The 17,181-nt window shown below is 71.6% G+C and carries 19 protein-coding genes and 1 pseudogene; 15 read left to right on the top strand and 5 right to left on the bottom strand.

Annotated features, from left to right (window positions below; translation table 11 throughout):
- Positions 1 to 36: 36 nt before the first annotated feature.
- The 4 genes from Vau01_RS17725 to Vau01_RS17710 are packed head-to-tail and all read left to right on the top strand — an operon-like array spanning position 37 to position 721.
- Positions 37 to 195, top strand: a complete 159-nt coding sequence (locus Vau01_RS17725; RefSeq protein WP_203993713.1) for a thiazolylpeptide-type bacteriocin — start codon at positions 37 to 39, stop codon at positions 193 to 195.
- 30 nt (positions 196 to 225) lie between these two features.
- On the top strand, positions 226 to 381 hold the full coding sequence (locus Vau01_RS17720) for a thiazolylpeptide-type bacteriocin (protein ID WP_203993711.1): 156 nt from the start codon (positions 226 to 228) through the stop codon (positions 379 to 381).
- Between the two features lie 15 nt (positions 382 to 396).
- Positions 397 to 558 carry a thiopeptide-type bacteriocin gene (locus tag Vau01_RS17715; RefSeq protein WP_203993710.1) on the top strand — a complete coding sequence of 54 codons (162 nt, stop codon included), beginning with the start codon at positions 397 to 399 and terminating at the stop codon, positions 556 to 558.
- Position 559: 1 nt separating this feature from the next.
- Complete coding sequence (locus Vau01_RS17710; protein WP_203993708.1) at positions 560 to 721, top strand: thiazolylpeptide-type bacteriocin; 162 nt, start codon at positions 560 to 562, stop codon at positions 719 to 721.
- Between the two features lie 45 nt (positions 722 to 766).
- Here the strand turns inward: Vau01_RS17710 and Vau01_RS17705 are convergent, their stop codons facing one another.
- Together Vau01_RS17705 and Vau01_RS17700 are read right to left on the bottom strand one after the other, a co-directional pair.
- On the bottom strand, positions 767 to 2,575 hold the full coding sequence (locus tag Vau01_RS17705) for a hypothetical protein (RefSeq protein WP_203993706.1): 1,809 nt from the start codon (positions 2,573 to 2,575) through the stop codon (positions 767 to 769).
- Between the two features lie 115 nt (positions 2,576 to 2,690).
- On the bottom strand, positions 2,691 to 3,572 hold the full coding sequence (locus Vau01_RS17700) for a CE1 family esterase (RefSeq protein WP_239151670.1): 882 nt from the start codon (positions 3,570 to 3,572) through the stop codon (positions 2,691 to 2,693).
- A gap of 97 nt (positions 3,573 to 3,669) precedes the next feature.
- Here Vau01_RS17700 and Vau01_RS17695 point away from each other — a divergent pair, with 97 nt between their 5' ends.
- Both Vau01_RS17695 and Vau01_RS17690 read left to right on the top strand, forming a co-directional pair.
- On the top strand, positions 3,670 to 4,638 hold the full coding sequence (locus tag Vau01_RS17695) for an ArsR/SmtB family transcription factor (RefSeq protein WP_203993703.1): 969 nt from the start codon (positions 3,670 to 3,672) through the stop codon (positions 4,636 to 4,638).
- Between the two features lie 14 nt (positions 4,639 to 4,652).
- Positions 4,653 to 5,507: a HEAT repeat domain-containing protein gene (locus Vau01_RS17690; protein WP_203993700.1), complete on the top strand. Its 855-nt coding sequence runs from the start codon at positions 4,653 to 4,655 to the stop codon at positions 5,505 to 5,507.
- On the opposite strand, the gene Vau01_RS17685 is transcribed toward Vau01_RS17690, so the two are convergent.
- Both Vau01_RS17685 and Vau01_RS17680 read right to left on the bottom strand, forming a co-directional pair.
- Positions 5,504 to 5,710, bottom strand: coding sequence for a hypothetical protein (locus tag Vau01_RS17685; RefSeq protein ID WP_203993697.1), 207 nt, complete (start codon positions 5,708 to 5,710; stop codon positions 5,504 to 5,506). The genes Vau01_RS17690 and Vau01_RS17685 overlap by 4 nt on opposite strands.
- Before the next feature lie 68 nt (positions 5,711 to 5,778).
- Positions 5,779 to 8,049, bottom strand: a complete 2,271-nt coding sequence (locus Vau01_RS17680; RefSeq protein WP_203993694.1) for a discoidin domain-containing protein — start codon at positions 8,047 to 8,049, stop codon at positions 5,779 to 5,781.
- 173 nt (positions 8,050 to 8,222) lie between these two features.
- Between Vau01_RS17680 and Vau01_RS17675 the strand changes: the two genes are divergently transcribed.
- The 5 genes and pseudogenes from Vau01_RS17675 to Vau01_RS65770 all read left to right on the top strand — a co-directional run.
- Positions 8,223 to 8,714, top strand: coding sequence for a sigma-70 family RNA polymerase sigma factor (locus tag Vau01_RS17675; RefSeq protein ID WP_239151669.1), 492 nt, complete (start codon positions 8,223 to 8,225; stop codon positions 8,712 to 8,714).
- The gene (locus Vau01_RS17670) at positions 8,698 to 9,756 is read left to right on the top strand and encodes a hypothetical protein (protein ID WP_203993690.1); all 1,059 of its coding nucleotides are present in this window, start codon (positions 8,698 to 8,700) and stop codon (positions 9,754 to 9,756) included. The genes Vau01_RS17675 and Vau01_RS17670 overlap by 17 nt, the downstream gene beginning before the upstream one ends.
- Positions 9,753 to 10,706, top strand: coding sequence for an ABC transporter ATP-binding protein (locus tag Vau01_RS17665; protein ID WP_203993688.1), 954 nt, complete (start codon positions 9,753 to 9,755; stop codon positions 10,704 to 10,706). The genes Vau01_RS17670 and Vau01_RS17665 overlap by 4 nt, the downstream gene beginning before the upstream one ends.
- The gene (locus Vau01_RS17660) at positions 10,703 to 11,542 is read left to right on the top strand and encodes an ABC transporter permease subunit (protein ID WP_203993686.1); all 840 of its coding nucleotides are present in this window, start codon (positions 10,703 to 10,705) and stop codon (positions 11,540 to 11,542) included. The genes Vau01_RS17665 and Vau01_RS17660 overlap by 4 nt, the downstream gene beginning before the upstream one ends.
- A 129-nt stretch (positions 11,543 to 11,671) precedes the next feature.
- Positions 11,672 to 12,277: pseudogene (locus Vau01_RS65770) on the top strand (DUF8817 family protein); the annotation flags it as partial.
- 99 nt (positions 12,278 to 12,376) lie between these two features.
- On the opposite strand, the gene Vau01_RS17655 reads toward Vau01_RS65770, so the two are convergent.
- Positions 12,377 to 14,308: an elongation factor G gene (locus tag Vau01_RS17655; RefSeq protein ID WP_203993684.1), complete on the bottom strand. Its 1,932-nt coding sequence runs from the start codon at positions 14,306 to 14,308 to the stop codon at positions 12,377 to 12,379.
- A 190-nt stretch (positions 14,309 to 14,498) separates the two neighbouring features.
- Between Vau01_RS17655 and Vau01_RS17650 the strand changes: the two genes are divergently transcribed.
- From Vau01_RS17650 to Vau01_RS17635, 4 genes are all read left to right on the top strand, one after another.
- Positions 14,499 to 14,783 carry a type II toxin-antitoxin system Phd/YefM family antitoxin gene (locus Vau01_RS17650; protein ID WP_203993682.1) on the top strand — a complete coding sequence of 95 codons (285 nt, stop codon included), beginning with the start codon at positions 14,499 to 14,501 and terminating at the stop codon, positions 14,781 to 14,783.
- Entirely contained in the window at positions 14,780 to 15,172 is a 393-nt protein-coding gene (locus tag Vau01_RS17645) for a type II toxin-antitoxin system VapC family toxin (protein WP_203993679.1), read from the top strand. The genes Vau01_RS17650 and Vau01_RS17645 overlap by 4 nt, the downstream gene beginning before the upstream one ends.
- Before the next feature lie 122 nt (positions 15,173 to 15,294).
- Positions 15,295 to 15,735 carry a chemotaxis protein CheW gene (locus Vau01_RS17640; RefSeq protein WP_203993677.1) on the top strand — a complete coding sequence of 147 codons (441 nt, stop codon included), beginning with the start codon at positions 15,295 to 15,297 and terminating at the stop codon, positions 15,733 to 15,735.
- Positions 15,732 to 17,150 (top strand): CheR family methyltransferase, encoded by a 1,419-nt coding sequence (locus Vau01_RS17635; RefSeq protein WP_203993676.1) that lies wholly within the window; start codon positions 15,732 to 15,734, stop codon positions 17,148 to 17,150. Before Vau01_RS17640 ends, Vau01_RS17635 begins: the two co-directional genes overlap by 4 nt.
- Positions 17,151 to 17,181: the final 31 nt, after the last annotated feature.

Raw genomic sequence — 17,181 nt, 5'->3', positions numbered from 1 at the left:
CTGGTGACCACCGAGTCATCGAGAGGAGGGAAACCCATGGGAGACGTCAAGAACCTGGCGACGCTGGCGAAGGAGCTCCAGGAGCTGGAGTCGGAGACGTTCGAGCTGCACGACTACGCCGAGGACATCGAGATGCTCATCGGCGCCTGCAGCTGCAGCAGCACCAGCAGCACGACCAGCAGCACCTGCGCCTGAGCGACACCGCACATCGAGATGGAGACAGTCATGGAAAGCACCACCACGTTGGCGTCGTTGGCGCGTGAGCTCCTGGAGCTCGAGTCCGACACGTTCGAGCTGCACGACTACGCCGACGAAACCGAGATGCTCATCAACAGCAGCTGCAGCAGCACCAGCAGCACGACCAGCAGCTGCTGCGCCTGAGATAGGGAGACCGACATGCACGAGGATCTGAACCTGGGCGTGCTCACGAAGGAGCTGCGCGCGCTGGAGGTCGAGACGTTCGAGGTCGTCGACCACGCCGAGGCCGACGAGATGCTGGTGGTTCCGCTGTGCAGCACCACCAGCAGCACGACGAGCACCACGAGTTGTTCGGCCTGACATGAACGAGGACCTCAACCTGGCCGTGCTCGGCGCCGAACTGCGGGCGCTCGAGACCGACACGTTCGAGCTCGTCGATTACGTCGACGAGGTCGACATGATGATCGTCTCGACGAACAGCACGAGTTGCAACTGCAGCACCTGCAGCAGCACCACCAGCTGACGCACATCCGACGGGCAGGGTCACCGCGCGGTGATCCTGCCCGTCTCAGGCGGGTCGGTAGGAGCACCGGGTGCCGGTGTGGATGCTCGCGCGCAGGTGCGTCGCGATCACCGAGTCGGCCCGGTCGACGGTGGCCAGCGCGCGGCGGATCGCCTTGCCCACAGCGATTCTGGCGCGTTCGGACTCCGTGGTGAACGACCGGATCCGGCCCGTGATGCCGGTGGCGGAACGGAGCTCGCCGAGGATCCAGTCGCGTTCGGCCGTCACCGCGGCGAGTTCCTCCGATTCCTCCGCGCGTCCCGTCCGCAGCCGGTCGAGGCGCTCGGTCAACTGCTCGACGCGTCGCCGGTACTGCTGAACGGCGGCCTGGTCGAGGACGGCATGGCCGGTGCGTCGGGTGCGGGATCGGGTGTCCGGTCCGGCGGACAGGTCGAGCGCGGACACGTCGCGGCTCGGATCCGTCAGCAGCGCGGCGAGATACGACATCCCGACGCTGTGCGGGATCAGCGCGGTGCGCCGGCCGTACCGAACCAACCACTGCTGTCCGGTGCGGACGCAGGTGGCGATGCGGGCCTCGCCGGGGACGCCGTCGGGGAACCGCGGCACGGGAATCCCCAGGATCGCGGCCACGTCGCCGGCCGCCGCGAGCGCCATCCGGGCCAGCGTCGCGTCGCCGTCGTGGTGCCGCCGGGCCAGCGCCTGCGCGTACCGGGCCCGCGACAACAGTACGGCCGGGCGGTGCCACAGCGCGAGGTTCGCGCGGATCGCGGCCGCGAAATGGTGGACCGCGCGGTCGGGCCGGCCCATGGTGAGCGCGGCGACACCCAACAGATGCTCGGCCGACCCGAGACACAACGAGCCGGCGCCGGTCACCGCGGGACGGTGCGCGTACGGGGTCACCAACTCGTAGACGCGGGCGCTGGTCTCGACGTCGTCGAGCAGGTGGGCGGCCTCGGCGAGGCCGAACATCGCCGGCAGCCACCCGCTGGTGTGCGGCAGGTCGGCGAGGTCGCGTCCACAGAGGACACCGATGGCGCCGGTCGCCGTCAACCGGTCTCCGGCCGTGGCGGCCGCGACGGCCAGCGCCGCGAACATCGAACTGTCGACGCCGCGCAGGTTCGGCGAGTGCACCTGCGTCTCGAGCAACGGCAGCAGGTCCGCCATCCGGCCCCGGTACCAGTGGACCGCGATGAGGTGGGCGGCGTAGAACCCGTCCGCGTCGACGTCTCCGAACTCCGTGCCCGCGTCGAACGCCGCCTTCGCCAGTGCCTGCGCGCGCTCGAACCGCCCGGACCGCACCGCGAGCGTCGCCTCGACGACGCCGGCCCGGTGCCCGACAATGCCGTGATCCCCCTGTGCCAGCAGGGATCGCAGCTCCGCCAGCTGGCGACCGGTCTGCGGATCGCCGTCGGCGAGCAGGTCGAGGGTGTACCACAGCATTCCGGCGAGCAGTTCGTCGCGCGTGCGGGTAGGTTCGCCGATCAGGTCGAGCGCCAGCCGTCGCCGCGTCTCGCCGTGGTCCGGGCCGAGGAGGCAGTGGTGCGCCAGGCTCAGCGCCAACGCGCGCGCCCGCGGGTCGCCGGCCCGGGTCGCCTCGTCGAGGGCGGCGAGGATCGCGGTGTGCGTGCCGGCGCGGTGGTCGCTCTCGCCGGCGAGGCGCACCCTGATCCGTAACGCGATCGCGGGATCGACGCGTTTCTCCAGCCGCCGCAACCGGTCGAGCATCACCGCGCCGTCGACCCCGGCGACCTCGGCCGCGCGCAGGCCACCCTGACCCAGCACGGCGAGCGCCATCGCGTCGGCGTCGCCGGCCCGCTCGGCGATCTCGTAGGCGTGTTCGAACCGCTGCCGCATGACCATCCTTCCCGCCACCACACCGCTCCCGGGAGGCACGCGGATATGCGGGTCTGCGTTCAGCCGAGTCGGATTTCCGGCAGGCCGGATCCGGCGCCCGCGGTGCGGGCCGGATCTACCGCTTGCGGGGGTGGGCGACGAAGAAGTCCCACACGATGTCGGTGGCGCTCATCGGCGCGTTCGGCACCGAGACCTGTCCGCCGCCGGTTCCGGGCCAGACGTGACCCATGTCGGGGACGACGTACACGTCGACGTCGCTGCCGTCGGCGCACCGGGCGACCGTCCGCTTGACGGGCGGCGCGGGAGCGGGCGCGGCGGCCGGCGTGCACCGCAACCGTTGCTGCCAGGTGGCGATGCCGGTCTCGAAGGTGGAGAAGTACCGGTCCTGCGTGCCGATGATGGTCACCACCGACACCGGACGGGTGGGGACGTAGGTCGTCGCCTCCGTGCGCGGGCCGCCGTAGCCGCCGCTGACGACCCCGACGGCGGCGAACGTGTCCGACGCCTCGACGGCGCCCCGGAAACTCATGTCGCCGCCGTTGGACATGCCGGTCAGGAACACCCGGTCGGGGTCGGCCCGCCACCGGTCCACGAGGTGTCGGCTGAGCGATGTCAGGAAGGCGACGTCGTCGGCGGTGCCGCAGCAGACCAATGCGTTGAACCCGCGGTTCAGCCCGTCGGGATAGGCGACGAGGAAGTTCTGCTGATCCGCTTTCGCGTCCATCCGGATCAGGTCGCGCATTCCCGCGCCGGTGCCGGGGTAGACGTGCATGGCGATCACCAACGGGAGCGGCGCGTTGCCGGTGTACCCGGGCGGTGCGTGCAGGAGGTACGTGCGCCGGACCCCACCCACGTCGATGGTCAGGCTGTGGTCGCCGGGGCCGGGCCGCTCGGGCGGTACCGGCGACAAGGACGGTGACGGCGAGCCCGACGGTGCCGACGCCGGCTCGCCCCCGTCACCGCAACCGGCGGCGACGAGGACCGACACCAAGGTCATGATCACCAACCGCCGCCTCATCGCCGCCCATGGTCGGACGGTGCCCGGCCGGCGTCAACGGTTTCGGCCGACGCCGAAGGCGTGCCAGACTGCGACGGTGCTGCTGCGGCTGTGGCTCGGAGCCGCCGACCTGGCCCGGGTGCGCGTCGCCGACGTCCCGCACCCGGCCGCCACCGTGTCCTTGGCGTGCCAGGCGTTGCGTGATCCGGCGACGGCGGTGCGGCTGCCCGACCTGGCGCAGCGGATGGCGGCGGCGGCCCCGCTCGTGCGTCCGCTGCACCACCTGGTCCCGTCGCACGGCCTGATGCCCGACTTCATGACCCCGTCCGACGGCCTGGAATCGCTGGAGGCGGGCCTGGCCGCGATCCGCTCGACCGCGCCGCACCGCGTCCGCGCACAGGTCGCCACGGCCTACACGAACGTGCCGGTCACCCCGATGCGGCGCCGTTTCGCGGCGGCCGACCCCGAGGTGCTCGACATCATGGTGACCGCGCTGCGGCACTACTTCCGGGCGGTGCTCGCCCCGTACTGGCCGGCGCTGGTGCGGGACCGCGGCCACGAGGTCGACGAGACCGGCCGCCGCTTCGCCCGCTCCGGCGTCGACGGCGTGCTGGCCGCGCTGCCCGCGGGCCTCCGCTGGCGGCCTCCGGTGCTGGAAGTGGACACCTGGCCCGCGGCCGGCACCCGCGACGTCCACCTCGACGGCGGCGGCGTCCTCCTGGTGGCGTCGCCGTTCGCCGGCCCCCGCCCGCGCGTCCTCGTCCAACCCGGCCGGCCCGCGTTCGTCGTCTACCGGACCGGCTCGCCCCTGGCCGTGACCCCGCCCCGGGCCGACGCCGTGCACCGCCTCCTCGGCCACACCCGGGCCGAGGTGCTGCGCCGGGTGGCCGGGCCCGGCCGGCACACGACGTCGAGCGTCGCCCGCGACGCCGGCATCAGCCCGTCGTCGTCCTCCGAACACCTGGCGGTGCTCCGCGCGGCCGGCCTGGTGACCAGCCACCGCAGCGGCGGCACGATGGTCCACCGCGCCACGGGCTCGGGAACGGACCTGCTCGGCCCGGGCTGAGTATCGTGGTGGGAGTGCATCCGGATGATCGGCTTCCGCTTCAGGACGGTGACCTGGAGACCCGCGAGGAATATCTGTATCACCTGATCGAGCGGTGCCGGGCGGGCGGCGACGACGATGCCGCCGAGGTGTTGCGGGCGTTGGTCCGTGACTACCGGGACTACCACCGGGGGCTCTACACGCGGGCGATGAACCACGCGGCCGTGTTCGGTGACGCCAGCCTGGAGGAGCCCCTGCTGGCCGCGCTGGCCGACACGCGCTACAACTGCCAGGCGTGGGCGGCCATGGGCTGCACGGCGCTCGGCTTCCGGTCGGCGGTACCAGCGTTGCGGACGATGCTCGATCATCCACAGTGGATCATGCGGGAGCAGGCGGTGATCGGGCTCGGCGAACTGGGCGACGAATCCGTGGTGCCCGACCTGGTGCCGCTGCTCGGGAACCCGACCGACTGGGTGCGCGAGCGGACCGCCGAGGCGTTGGCGGCGATCGGTGGTCCGGCGGCGCTCGTCGCCTTGTGGGACGAGTTGGAGAACCGCCGGTTCGCGCGCATCGGCTACATCGCCAGCGCGCTGGCGCGGTTCACCCCCGACGTCATTCCCCGCCTGGTCGAGGTGGCCGGTGCCGACGACCCCGACCAGCGGTACTGGGCCGCCGTCGCGCTCGGCTCGACCGGCGACGACCGGGCCGTGGCGACCCTGGAACGGATGGTCGCCGACGACAAAGGCACGACGGTGTTCGACGGCGAGGTCCGCGTCGCGGCGCGGAAGGGTCTGCGCACGCTACGCCGGATCCAGGCCGCCATCGCAGCACGTGGGCATGGCGCAGATCCTCCGCGCAACCGCGCCATGCCCGGCGCCTCGACCGGCTAGCAGATGGTGAACGTGTTCTGCCAGGCTCCACACGTGTACGAGCAGTCGCACTTGTCGGTGCACTTGCGCCGCTGCTGCAGGTGTGCCACGCAGCGGTACTGGTAGAAGGTGTCACCGGGCCTGCACGGGCACGCGCCCGCGCGGGCCTTCGGGACGAGGACGGCCAGCATGCGGTCGCCGATCGATTCGAGCATCTTTGCCATGTGCATCCTCCCGTTGGTGGATGATCGAATGCCGTGCATATTACGCAATAGGTGGCGACCGGTGGGGGTTACGAGGTCTGCTCGACGTCGTCGATGACGAAGTTGTCGTACGTCGGCGTCGTGCCGCTGGTGGAGAATGTGTGCCCGGTCAGGGCCGTCACGCCGGTGTTCGTCGGCGGAACCGTGCCCACGAGCGTCCCGTCGATGAAGACCTCGGCGGCCGTGAGGGTCGCGCGGACCTCGATGCCGCGCCATTGCTTCTGCGGGATCGCCTGCTCGACGGTGGTGAACTTGGTCCACGCCCTGGTGGCCGCGCTGTACCACGCGAGGCGCCCGTCGGACTGGACCGCGATCTGGAACGCCGGCACCGGTGCACCGGATGCGGTGACGCCGTTGGTGACGAAGCTCAGCGACCGGGCATAGCCGACCGACTGGAAGCGGAACCCCAGGTTCTGCGCCGGCGCGAGGGCGCTGACCCAGGTCGCCTGTGCGATCTTGTCGTTCCACGCGTCGGCGAGTCGCAGGGCGTGGCCGTCGCCGCCGGTGTCCTTCGTGGTGACGGTGGCGCCGATGGCGTTGGTGTACCCGCGCGGGACGTAGCCGACGGCGTCGTTCTCGAACGAGTCGGCGGTGGAGTAGAGCTCGATCTCGTTGAGCAGCGCGAGGCCGCGGTTCGGATCGGCGACGGTGACCCGCACGTACCTCGCCGCTACCCGGTCGATCGGGTAGTAGGTCAACGCGTAGCTCCGCAGGGATCCGATGTCGACCACCTTCGTCCACTGTGTACGGTCGGTCGACACCTCGACCACCGCCGTCGACGGAAGGCCCGGGTGCAGGCTGAGCCCGGCCTTCGTCAACGTGTACACGCGGTCGAGGTTCAGCGTGTACGTGCCCGTGCCGTCCCTTGTCGCACGAACCGCTGACGCGGCCCAGTCGGTACTGCCGTCGATCGCGCCCACCGGTCGCATCTCCGGCAGGTTGCGGTTGGTGCCCTTCATGTCGGTGTCCACTGTGATCTGTCCACTGTGGAACTTCGACAACAGGTCGATCCGGCCGACGCCGGGCGCGGCGATGTCGATGAACTTCTTCCAGACGCGGTACTCGCCGTCGACCTGGAACCCCGAGTCGGTGGCCGGGCAGCCCCAACTGGGCGCGCAGTTGTCACCCACCTGCAGAATCCGATTGGACCCGACGACAGCGCTCGCGCCGTTGCCCGACGAGCCGTGCGAGCGCTGGAACGCGCCGGTGTCCTGCTCCGGGAAGTTCTGGTACGTCACCTGTGCCTGCTCGAAACTGTTGCCCAGCCCGTCGGGCGAGATCGCGACCCAGTTGTCCGGCCGGCCGAACGTCAACGACATGATGCCGTTGGGAAGCAGGCGCAGCATCGGCATCACACCGGTCTGCGGCGCCGGCTCGCCCGACGCGGTGCTGATCGTCACCGGCACGGCCGCCGACCACGTCTTCCCGCCGTCGGCGGACCGCGCCGTGTGCATTTGGCTCAGCGTCGACCCGACGTGGCTGCGCGCCACCGCGACGAGTTCGCCGTTGACCGCCCAACTGATGCCGGTCTCGTTGAACGACCGGTTCCCCTGCGCCGGAAAGACGGTGGCGTAACGCCGCCAGGTGCGCCCCTTGTCGCGGCTGATCGCAACCTCCGACGAGCCCGCCGAGTCGCCCTGGCTGGCGGTGTAGTACGTCATCAGCAGGTTGCCCTGCGGGTCCTCGACGATGTCGCGGTGCACGCGGATGCCGCGGTCGAAGGCCGCGCTGTCGAACGTCCTGTCGGTGGTGAACAGGGAACGTTCGGTCTTCCAGGTGCGGCCGCCGTCGCCGGACCGCTTCTGCAGCAACAGGAGCCGATGCGCGTCGAGCACCGTGGCCGGGATGAACTCCACGCCGAGGATGCCGCCGTCGCGGAGCTTGCGGTACACGCCCGAGATGCCGTCGGCGTAACCGCTGGGAAAGCTGTGGCCGTTGTCGGTGGAGCGGATGAGCGTCCGCTCGCTGGCCGCCGCCGCGACGTCCTCGTTCGCCTGCCACGACACCAGAACAGTGCGCGACGGCCGGCCGTCTTCGTCCACTCCATCGACCGCGTCGGCGAACGGGTTGCCGGCGATCTCACCGGGTACGCCCTCGTAGACGGTCGAGTACTTCTGCTGGCCGATGAACGGCGCGTTCGGGTCACCACCGCTGCGGGCGGTGTCGGGCACGGGCGGCCCGGTGACCCCGGCCGGAACCGCCGCCGCGGCCGGGGTGCCCACCGGTTCGGCACCCGAGCCGGTGGCCATCGCGAGGGTGAGCGCGCAAACGGCGGACAGGGCGGCGACGGTGCGCTTCACGGGGCCTCCAGGCGGAACATGGAACGGCATTCCAGGACGGAGACGCTAGGGCGGGCATCATTCCATGTCAATCGCCGCGAGCGGAGCCTGTGGAGATTTCGTGAACGTGTCACTTCCGACGGCCGGGCGGTGCTTTACCAATGTGAGGAATGGTGGAAGGGGACGGCGTACCGGTGGGACGAGAGGACCTGGAACAGGTGTTCCGCTCGGCGTACCCGCACGTGGTCGCCGTCGCCGCGCGGGTGCTCGGTGCGCGGGACGAAGCGGAGGACATCGCTCAGGAGGTCTTCCTGGCGTTCGCCCGGTCGTCGGTGCCGGCGGGGGAGGCCCCGGGCTGGTTGTCGGTCGCGGCGGCGCATACGGCGCTCAACCACCTGCGGTCCAGCCGTCGGCGGGCATCCCGCGAGGAACGCGCGGAACAGGCGACACAGGAAGAAGACGTCGCCGACACCATCGTGCGGCGGGACGAGCGGCGTCGGGTCCGGGTGGCCCTGGCGCGGCTGCCGCGGCGGCAGGCGGTCGCGCTGGTGCTCCGGCACAGCGGCCTCAGCTATGCCGAGATCGCCGCCGCCCTCGAGCTGTCACCGGGCAGCGTCGGCACCACGGTGCGGCGCGCCGAGTCCGCCCTTCGGGAGGAGTTGAACCGTCATGCGTCATCCGGCTGACGGCACGCTTCGCCGGCTCCTGGACGAGCCGGACGGCGTCGCCGATTCCGATCGCGAGCACATCGTCGCCTGCCCGGCGTGCCGGGCCAAGTTGATCACCATGAAGGAGGATGCGGTGGCCGCGCGCAACGCCCTCGATTTCGAGGTCACCACCGACGTCGACGCCGCCTGGCAGCGGTTGTCCCACAGCGAACGCACGCCGGCGAAGGTCCGCACCAGGCGCTGGGGGATCAGCCGACCGCTCGTCGCAGTGGTCGGTGTGGTGGTGATTCTCAGCGGCGCCAGCACCGCCGCGGCCACCGACTGGTTGCAGATCTTCCGCGCCGAGCGGGTGGCACCGGTCTCCGCGCCGCGCGCCGACCTGATCAGCCTGCCCGACCTCGACGAGTTCGGGACCGTGGAGGTGACGTCGAAGGTCGACATCCGGCCGATGGCCGACGCCCAGGCGGCGGAGAAGGTCACCGGCTTCGCCGTCCCGCGCGTGGCGAAACTGCCCCGCGGCGTCACCGGCCAGCCGACGTACCACGCGGGCGCGCAGGCGACCGCCACGTTCACGTTCGAGGTCGCGAAGGCCCGGAAGACCGTCGAGGCCAAGGGCGGGACGTTGCCGCCGCCTCCGCCGGGTCTCGACGGCAGCCGGTTCCGGTTCGTCGCCGGTCCGGGCGTCATCGCGACGTGGACGCGCGAGCGCGGCACGCCCGGCCTGATCGTCGCCCGCGCGGTCGCACCGACCGTGTACTCGTCGGACATCCCGTTCGCGACCGCCCGTGACTACGTCCTGTCGCTGCCGAACCTGCCCGAGAGCGTCGCCTCGCAACTGCGCGGCTTCTCCGGCGACGGCACCACGCTGCCGCTGTTCGTCCAGGCCGAGAAGTTCAAGAGCAGCACGGCCGACGTCAACGGGAGCACGGCAACGGTGCTGGCGTCGCGCGACCGCGCGCTGGCCGGGGCGATCTGGGTCGACAACGGGACGGTCACCGCGGTCGCCGGCCCGTTGAGCGTCGACGAGGTTCTGGCGGTCGCCCGGGGACTGCGCGCATGAGCGCCGTGGACGAGGCGGAGCAGCTTCTCGCCGACCTTCCCGCGGCGCCGGCCGTGTGGTGTTCGGGGCTGCGCAAGCGCTACCGCCGGCGCGCCGCCGTCGACGGCGTCTCGTTCACCGTCGCCCGCGGCGAGGTGCTCGGCCTGCTCGGCCCGAACGGCGCCGGGAAGACCACCGTCATCAAGATGCTTCTCGGCCTGGTGCGTCCCGACGCGGGAGACGTGTTGCTGCTGGGACGGCCGGGACACGACCCGCGGGCCCGCGCCCGCGTCGGCTACCTGCCGGAGCTGTTCCGGTACCAGCCCTGGCTGACCGCCGCCGAGGTGCTCACGCTGCACGTCCGGCTCGCCGGTACACAGGTGCCACCCGAGGAACGCCGCGCGTGCCTGGCGATGGTCGGCCTCGCCGACCGGGCCGGCGACCGGGTGGGCGGCTTCTCCAAGGGCATGCAGCAGCGGCTCGGCCTCGCGGTCGCGCTGGTCGCCCGGCCCGACCTGGTGATCCTCGACGAGCCCACGTCGGCCCTCGACCCGATCGGTCGGGCCGACGTGCGCGACCTGCTGCTGTCGCTGAAGGAGCGCCGCGTCGCCGTCATCCTGAACTCGCACCTCATCGGCGAGGTCGAGCGGGTCTGCGACCGGGTCGTCATCCTCGACAAGGGCACCGTCGCCGCGTCGGGCACGCTCGAGGAACTGCTCGGGCAGCGCGAACTGCGCATGCGGCTCGACGGCGTCACCCCGGAGGCGGAGGCACGGCTCGCCGCCACCGGGCGCCTGTCCCACACCGGCGACGCTTACCGCGTCACCTTGCCGCCGGACCACGACGAGGCGCGCGTCCCCGATCTCATCACCGACCTGGTCGGCCTGGGGGTCCGGATCCACGCCGTGGAGCCCGGCCGGATCAGCCTCGAAGAGCGGCTGCTGGGAATCCTGCGAGGAGAATCCTCATGACCGTGCTCACCATCGCGGCCCTGACGCTGCAGGAGGCCGCGCGGCGGAAGGTGCTGCGCTCGCTGGCCGTGCTCACCGTGCTGCTGCTGTCGCTGAGCGGCTGGGGGTTCTCCCGCATCGACGCCGAGTTCGGCGGCCTCACCAGCGGCGAGGCGCTGATCGCCGCGGCGACCGTCCTCAACCTGGTGATGTTCGGGTTGAGCCTGATCGCGGCGCTCGGCACCGCGTTCCTCGCCGGACCCACGCTGGCCGGCGACATCGAGTCCGGTACGGCGCTGGCGATGCTGGCCCGGCCGGTCCGCCGGTCGTCGGTGCTGCTGGGCAAGTGGCTCGGGCTGGTGACGTTCGGCGGCGGCTTCGTCGTGCTGGCGGGCCTCGCCCAACTGGTCATCGTGCGGGCCACCACCGGCTACTGGCCGCCCCGTCCGGTCAGCGGGCTGGCGCTGCTCGCGTTCCAGACTGTCGTGCTGCTGACGCTCGGCCTGCTGCTGTCGACCGCGATCTCGCCGATGGCGTCGGGCATCGTGGCGGTCGGGCTGTTCGGGTCGACGTGGGTGGCCGGCGTGGTCGGCGGCGTCGGCGTCGCGCTCGACAACGAGAGCGTGGCGCAGGTCGGCACGGTGTCCCGGATGCTGCTACCCACCGACGGGCTGTGGCGGGGCGCGATGAACGCGTTCCAGGACCCGTCGCTACTGCTCCAGTTCAACGAGGCGTTCAAGGGGCACCCGTTCCTGAGCGCCACTCCGTTGAGCGGCGTCTACATCGGGTGGAGCGTGCTGTGGACCGCGCTCGTGCTCGGCCTGGCCGGCCTCTCCTTCCAACGGCGTGACCTCTGAACCCGGCCGTGCATACGTTTGCATATGCGGGCACGCTGTTTCGCGGGCACAATGGCGGACCCCTGCCGCCGACCCGAGTGAGGCCACCCGTTGACCGACGACGACCGGATCCGGCCCAACGAGACCACGGTGCCGGTGCTGCACTGCACCTCCGTCGACGACACGCTGGAGTTCTGGCGCGCGCTCGGCTTCGCCGTGACCTACGAGATGCGCAAACCCTATCTGTACCTGGCATTCCGGTGGAGCGGGTTCGAGCTGCACTACGGTCCCACACCGTCCACTGTGGACGCGGCGAAGGAGAAAACCGGCGGCTGCCTCGTGATGGTCGACGCCGTCGCGCCCTACCATGCGGCCTTCACCGCCGCGATGCGTCAGGCGTACGGCAAGGTTCTCGCGAAGGGACTGCCCCGGATCACCCGCTACCGGCCGGGCGCGTCGCGGTTCAGCATCGTCGACCCGTCCGGCAACACGATCATTTTCATTCAACGGGACGAGCCCGCCGACCTCGACTACGGCGGCTCCCGCGACCTGCAGGGCCTCGCCCGCGTCCTCGACAACGCCCGCGTCCTGCGCGAGTTCAAGAACGACGACAAGGCCGCCTACCGCGCCCTCAACTCCGGCCTGCGCCGCCACGGCGACACGGCGTCCACAGTGGAGCAGGCGCTCGCCCTCGCCGGCATCATCGAGGTGCTACCGGCCATCGGCGAACCCGACCGCGTCGAGGAATTCGGCGCCCGCCTCCGGCAACTCACCCTCACCGCCGACGAACGCGAGCGGGTCTGCGCCGCGGTCGCCGACCCGCCTCGCTCGATCCGTGGCTGCCCGCCTGACCGGTCACGCCGTTCGCAGGTACTCGTCCAGGTTCCGGGGGTCGGGGGTGGTGCGTTCGCGGACCGGCGGGGTGCCGGTGACCGGGCGGTAGCCACCGAAGTCGGTTTCGAGGGAGCCTTCGCCGCCGGTGGTGCCGGGCAGCTGGCGCTGGACCGCCGGTACCGCGGTGGCCGGCAGGAGGGCGGCGATCGTCACGAGGTCGCCGTCGCGGGTCTGTCCGGTGACCGAGGCGCCGGCGCGGGCGAGCACCGACAGGGTCGGGCCGACGGTGTCGACCGGCACCTCGACCCGGGCCCGCGCGAGGGGTTCGCACACGCGCGTGCCGGCCTCGTCCAGGGCCCGCATCAGCACCACCGGGGTGAGGCGGCGGAAGTCGGCCGCCGTGGTGTTCGGGGCCTGGTAGCCGCTGCGGACCACGGTGACGACGCAGTCGGTGACCTCCCAGCCGGCCAGGCCCTCGGCCAGCGCCGCGCGGATGTAGCCGGCCATCATGTCGCCGAACGCGTCCTGCCGCTTGTAGACGTACATCGGCACGCCGGCCAGGTCGACGTCCGTGCGGACGGTCACCCCGGAGCCGGGCGGGGCCGGCTCCACCCGCAGGCCGAGGGTGGCCGTGAACGGGTTGCCGGGCGCGAAGATCACCTCGGCCGCCTCGCCGGTTCCCGCCGGGCGTTCGACGCAGATCGGCGTCGTGTCGCGGAAGGTCACGGTGACGCCGTACTCGTCGGCGAGCGTCGACGCGACGACCTCCTTCTGCACCTCGCCGTACAGCGACAGGGAGATCTCGTGCCGGACGTCGTCCTGGCGGACGTCGATCAGCGGGTCCTGCTCGGCGAGCTCGTTGAGCGCGGCCCGCATCGCGGCGCGCTCGTCGTCGCGAGCAGGAACGACCACTGTGGACAGTGTGGGCGGAGCGAAGTGTGGTGCGGCGGTGGCGGCGCCGGACCCGATGGCGTCGCCGACCCGCACGTCCGTCAGGCCGCGCATCACGGCGATGCCGCCCGGTCCGACCCGCGGCGCCGGCGCACCGTCGACGGTGAGGCCGGTGACCCGGCCGGCGGGGCGGCCACCCGCGGTGATCCGGTCGCGCAGGCACACCGTCCCCGAGAACATGCGAACGTAGGCGAGCCGGCCGCGTTCGATCTTGAACACGCGGCCGTCGACCGGCCCCGAAGGGTCGCCGCCGGCGGCCGGGAGGAGATCGGCGAGCGCGTCGACGAGCGGGGGGATCCCGGCACCGGTGATCGCCGAGCCGAAGAACACCGGGTGCACGCGGCAGCGGCGGGTCTGGTCGGCGAGGGCGCGGCGCAACCGCCGGTCGGACACGGCGGCCTCGTCGGAGACGTACGCGTTCACGATGGCGTCGTCGTGGACGCTCAGCGCGTCCAAAAGGATCTTCCGGGACGCGGCCCGCGCCCACGGTATGAACCGCGCGCCGGGGAAGCCGGGGTCCTCCACGCGGCCCATCGGGACGATCGCGGGCGTGAGGCGGCCGGCGATCGCGTCGAGGATCCGCTGCTCGGCGGCGCCGCGTCGGTCGATCTTGTTGATGAACAACAGCGTGGGGACGCGCAGCCGGCGCAGGGCGCGCATGAGCACCCGGGTCTGCGGCTGCACACCCTCCACCGCCGAGACGACGAGGACGGCGCCGTCGAGCACGCCGAGAACCCGGTCGACCTCGGCGATGAAGTCGGGGTGACCGGGGGTGTCGATCAGATTGACCGCCGTGTTCCGGACGGCGAACGACGCGACGGCCGACCGGATCGTGATGCCGCGCCGGCGTTCGAGCGCCATCGAGTCGGTGCGGGTGGTTCCGGCGTCGACGCTGCCGATCTCCGTGACGACGCCCGCGTGGTAGAGCAGGCGTTCGGTCAGCGAGGTCTTACCGGCGTCGACATGGGCGAGAATTCCGAGGTTGAGCGTGCGGCGAGGCAAGCGGGAAACCCTTCACGGTCATCATTCCTCCACACCTGGACATGACCGTTCCTCGCATGACCTCTCCTCTGTTCGCGGACCTGCATGATCCCGCCACCGGCCGGTTCCCGCACGCGATTTTCCCGGGCGCCGCTCGCCCCGAATTTGTAGGTACAATGCTTCAGATGTAGGCAACTTGGGTGGAGGATCGATGAGTCAGGTATCGGTTCGGGAGTTCTCGTACAACCCCAGTTCCATGTTCGCCCGGGTCGAGCAGGGCGAGACGATCCAGGTGACCCGGCACGGAAAGATCATCGCGGTCCTGCTTCCCGGGGCGAGTGGGCTGGGCCGGTATGCGCCGTTGGTCGCCCGGGGAGTTCTGCGGCTGAAGGCGACCACGACCGGTGACCTGGACCGGATTCCCCGGTACGGCGTGCCCGCAGATGTCTCTCCGCTGGATCTCCTGCTGTCCGATCGCGAGGAGGATGACCGTTGATATATCTGGATTCCTCCGCCCTCGTCACGCTCATCTCCGAACGCACCTACGCGGAGGAACTCCACAGCTTTCTGTCGGGGCGGCCCGCGATGCCGATGGCCACCAGCACACTGGGATTCATCGAGACGGTGCGCACGATGGACCAGGTCGGTGACTTCCCCGGATTGATGGAGGACCTGATCGGTCAGTTCACCGAGATTCTGCTGACCGACGATGTGCGCAATGCGGCGGCCGCGCTGCCCGGTCGCCTGCGAACGTTCGACGCCATCCATGTCGCGAGCGCTCAGGTGCTCGGCGATGCCCTCGACGTCCTGCTGACCTACGACAAGCGGATGCTCGAGGTTGCGCGATCGGTGGGCATCCCGGCGGAGGCGCCCGGGCAGGCGTAGGCCTTCGCCCGGCCGGGCGTCCGTGTCCCGGTAGGCAATCTGCCCAATTCGGGTGGAAATCTTCACTATGGTGAGGGTTGTTCATACACGTACGGGCGGGTGGCGAACCGAGGTGAATGACCGTGGGCGGGCAGTCGCTGGTGTTCCGGGCCGACACCCACCTGGCGGCGATCGGGCTGGAGCACGTCACCGAGGTGTTGCGGCCGTTGCCGGTCGAGGGGTTGGCCGGGGTGCCGCCGTACGTCCGGGGGATCTGCGTCCTGCGGGGCAGGCCGGTGCCGGTGGTCGACATCGGGCTGCTGCTGGGCGGCGAGCGGCTGACGGGCGAGTACGGCGCCGCCCGGTTCGTCGGGGTGCGCACCGGGCCGCAGACGGCGGTGCTGGCGGTCGACACCGTGGTCGGCATCCGTGACATACCGCTGGACCGGTTGCACGACCTGTCGTCGGTGACCGGGTCGGTGGCCTGCACGGCGGTCGGCGCGATCGGCCGGGAACCGTTGCTGCTGCTGGAGACCGGCCGGGTGATTCCGGACTCGGTCTGGGACGCCCTGGAGGCGGCATGATGTCCGCCGACGTGGACCGGTTCCGGCAGGTCATCATCCGGTGGACCGGGCTGACCCTGCACGCCACCGCGACGGACCTCCTCGAAGCCCTGCTCGCCGAGCGGGCCGCGGCGACCGGATCGTCGCCGGAAACGTACCTGGACCGCCTGGAAGCCGACCGCTGCCGGTCGGAGCTGGCCGCGCTCGCCCCGCTGCTCACCGTCCCGGAAACGTACTTCTTCCGTAACAGCGAGCAGTTCCGTGCACTGGTCGACATCGCGATCCCGGCACTCACCCGCACCCGCGGGCACCACCCGTTGCGGCTGCTGTCGGCGGGATGCGCCACCGGCGAGGAGGCCTACACGCTGGCGATGGCCGTCTGGGAGGCGCTGCCCGGCGCGCCGGTGGAGATCACCGGGGTCGACGTGAATCCGGCGGTCCTGGAGCGGGCGCGTCGCGCCCGCTATTCGGAGTGGTCGATGCGGGCGACACCGCCGGGGATGCGGCGGCGGTGGTTCCGGCCCACCGGGGACGGCGTGATCGTGGACGACGAGATCCGCGACCTGGTGCGGTTCGTGCCCGGAAACCTGGCCGCGGACGATCCGTCGTGGTGGGCACCGGGGAGCTACGACGTCATCTTCTGCCGCAACGTCATCATGTACCTCACGCCGTCACATATCTCGGCCGCGATCGCGCGGCTGGTCGCGGCGCTCGCGCCCGGCGGCTTCCTCTTTCTCGGCCACGCGGAGATCAACTACGGCCGCACCGGCGGCCTCGACCTGCGGCACAGCCACGAGACGTTCTACTTCCAGCGCACCGACGATCCCCGGCCGGAGCAGGCCACGCCGCCGCCGAACCGGCCGCTCGCCGGTCGCCCGCCGCCGAGCCGGCCGCTCGCGGGTCGGCCGCCGCCCGCCGCCCACAGCCGACCGCGGGCGCGCACGGGTGGCGAAGCTGTCGCCCGGGCCATGGACCTGTTGCGCCAGGAGCGCTTCGACGACGCCCTCGCCCTCGTGCGCGCCGAGCCCGGCACCGACGCGCACCTGCTGCGCGCCGTGCTGCTCACCGCCCTCGGCCGCCTCGACGACGCGGAGACCGAGTGCGGCCGCCTCCTCGACACCGACGGCCTGCACGCCGGCGCGCACTACCTGCTCGCCGTGACCCGGGAGGGCGCCGGCGACCCGGCCACCGCCGGATCGCACGCCCGCACGGCCGCCTACCTCGACCCCGGCTTCGCGATGCCGCGGCTGCGGCTGGGGCTGCTGGCCCGCGGCCGCGGCGATACCGCGACGGCCCGGCAGGAGTTCGCCGCGGCGCTGACGTTGCTGGCGGGGGAGAGCCCGGACCGCCTGTTGCTGTTCGGCGGTGGGTTCACGAGAACGGCGCTGGCCGACCTGTGCCGCACCGAACTCCGCGCGTGCGGAGCGGCCGCGTGAGTGCCGGAGCGAAGCGCAGGCGCTCGCGCGG

The organism is Virgisporangium aurantiacum, assembly GCF_016863635.1.
In the GTDB taxonomy this organism is placed as follows: domain Bacteria; phylum Actinomycetota; class Actinomycetes; order Mycobacteriales; family Micromonosporaceae; genus Virgisporangium; species Virgisporangium aurantiacum.
Note: the sequence above shows the minus strand (reverse complement) of the source record. Positions and strands in the feature narration are given on the sequence as shown.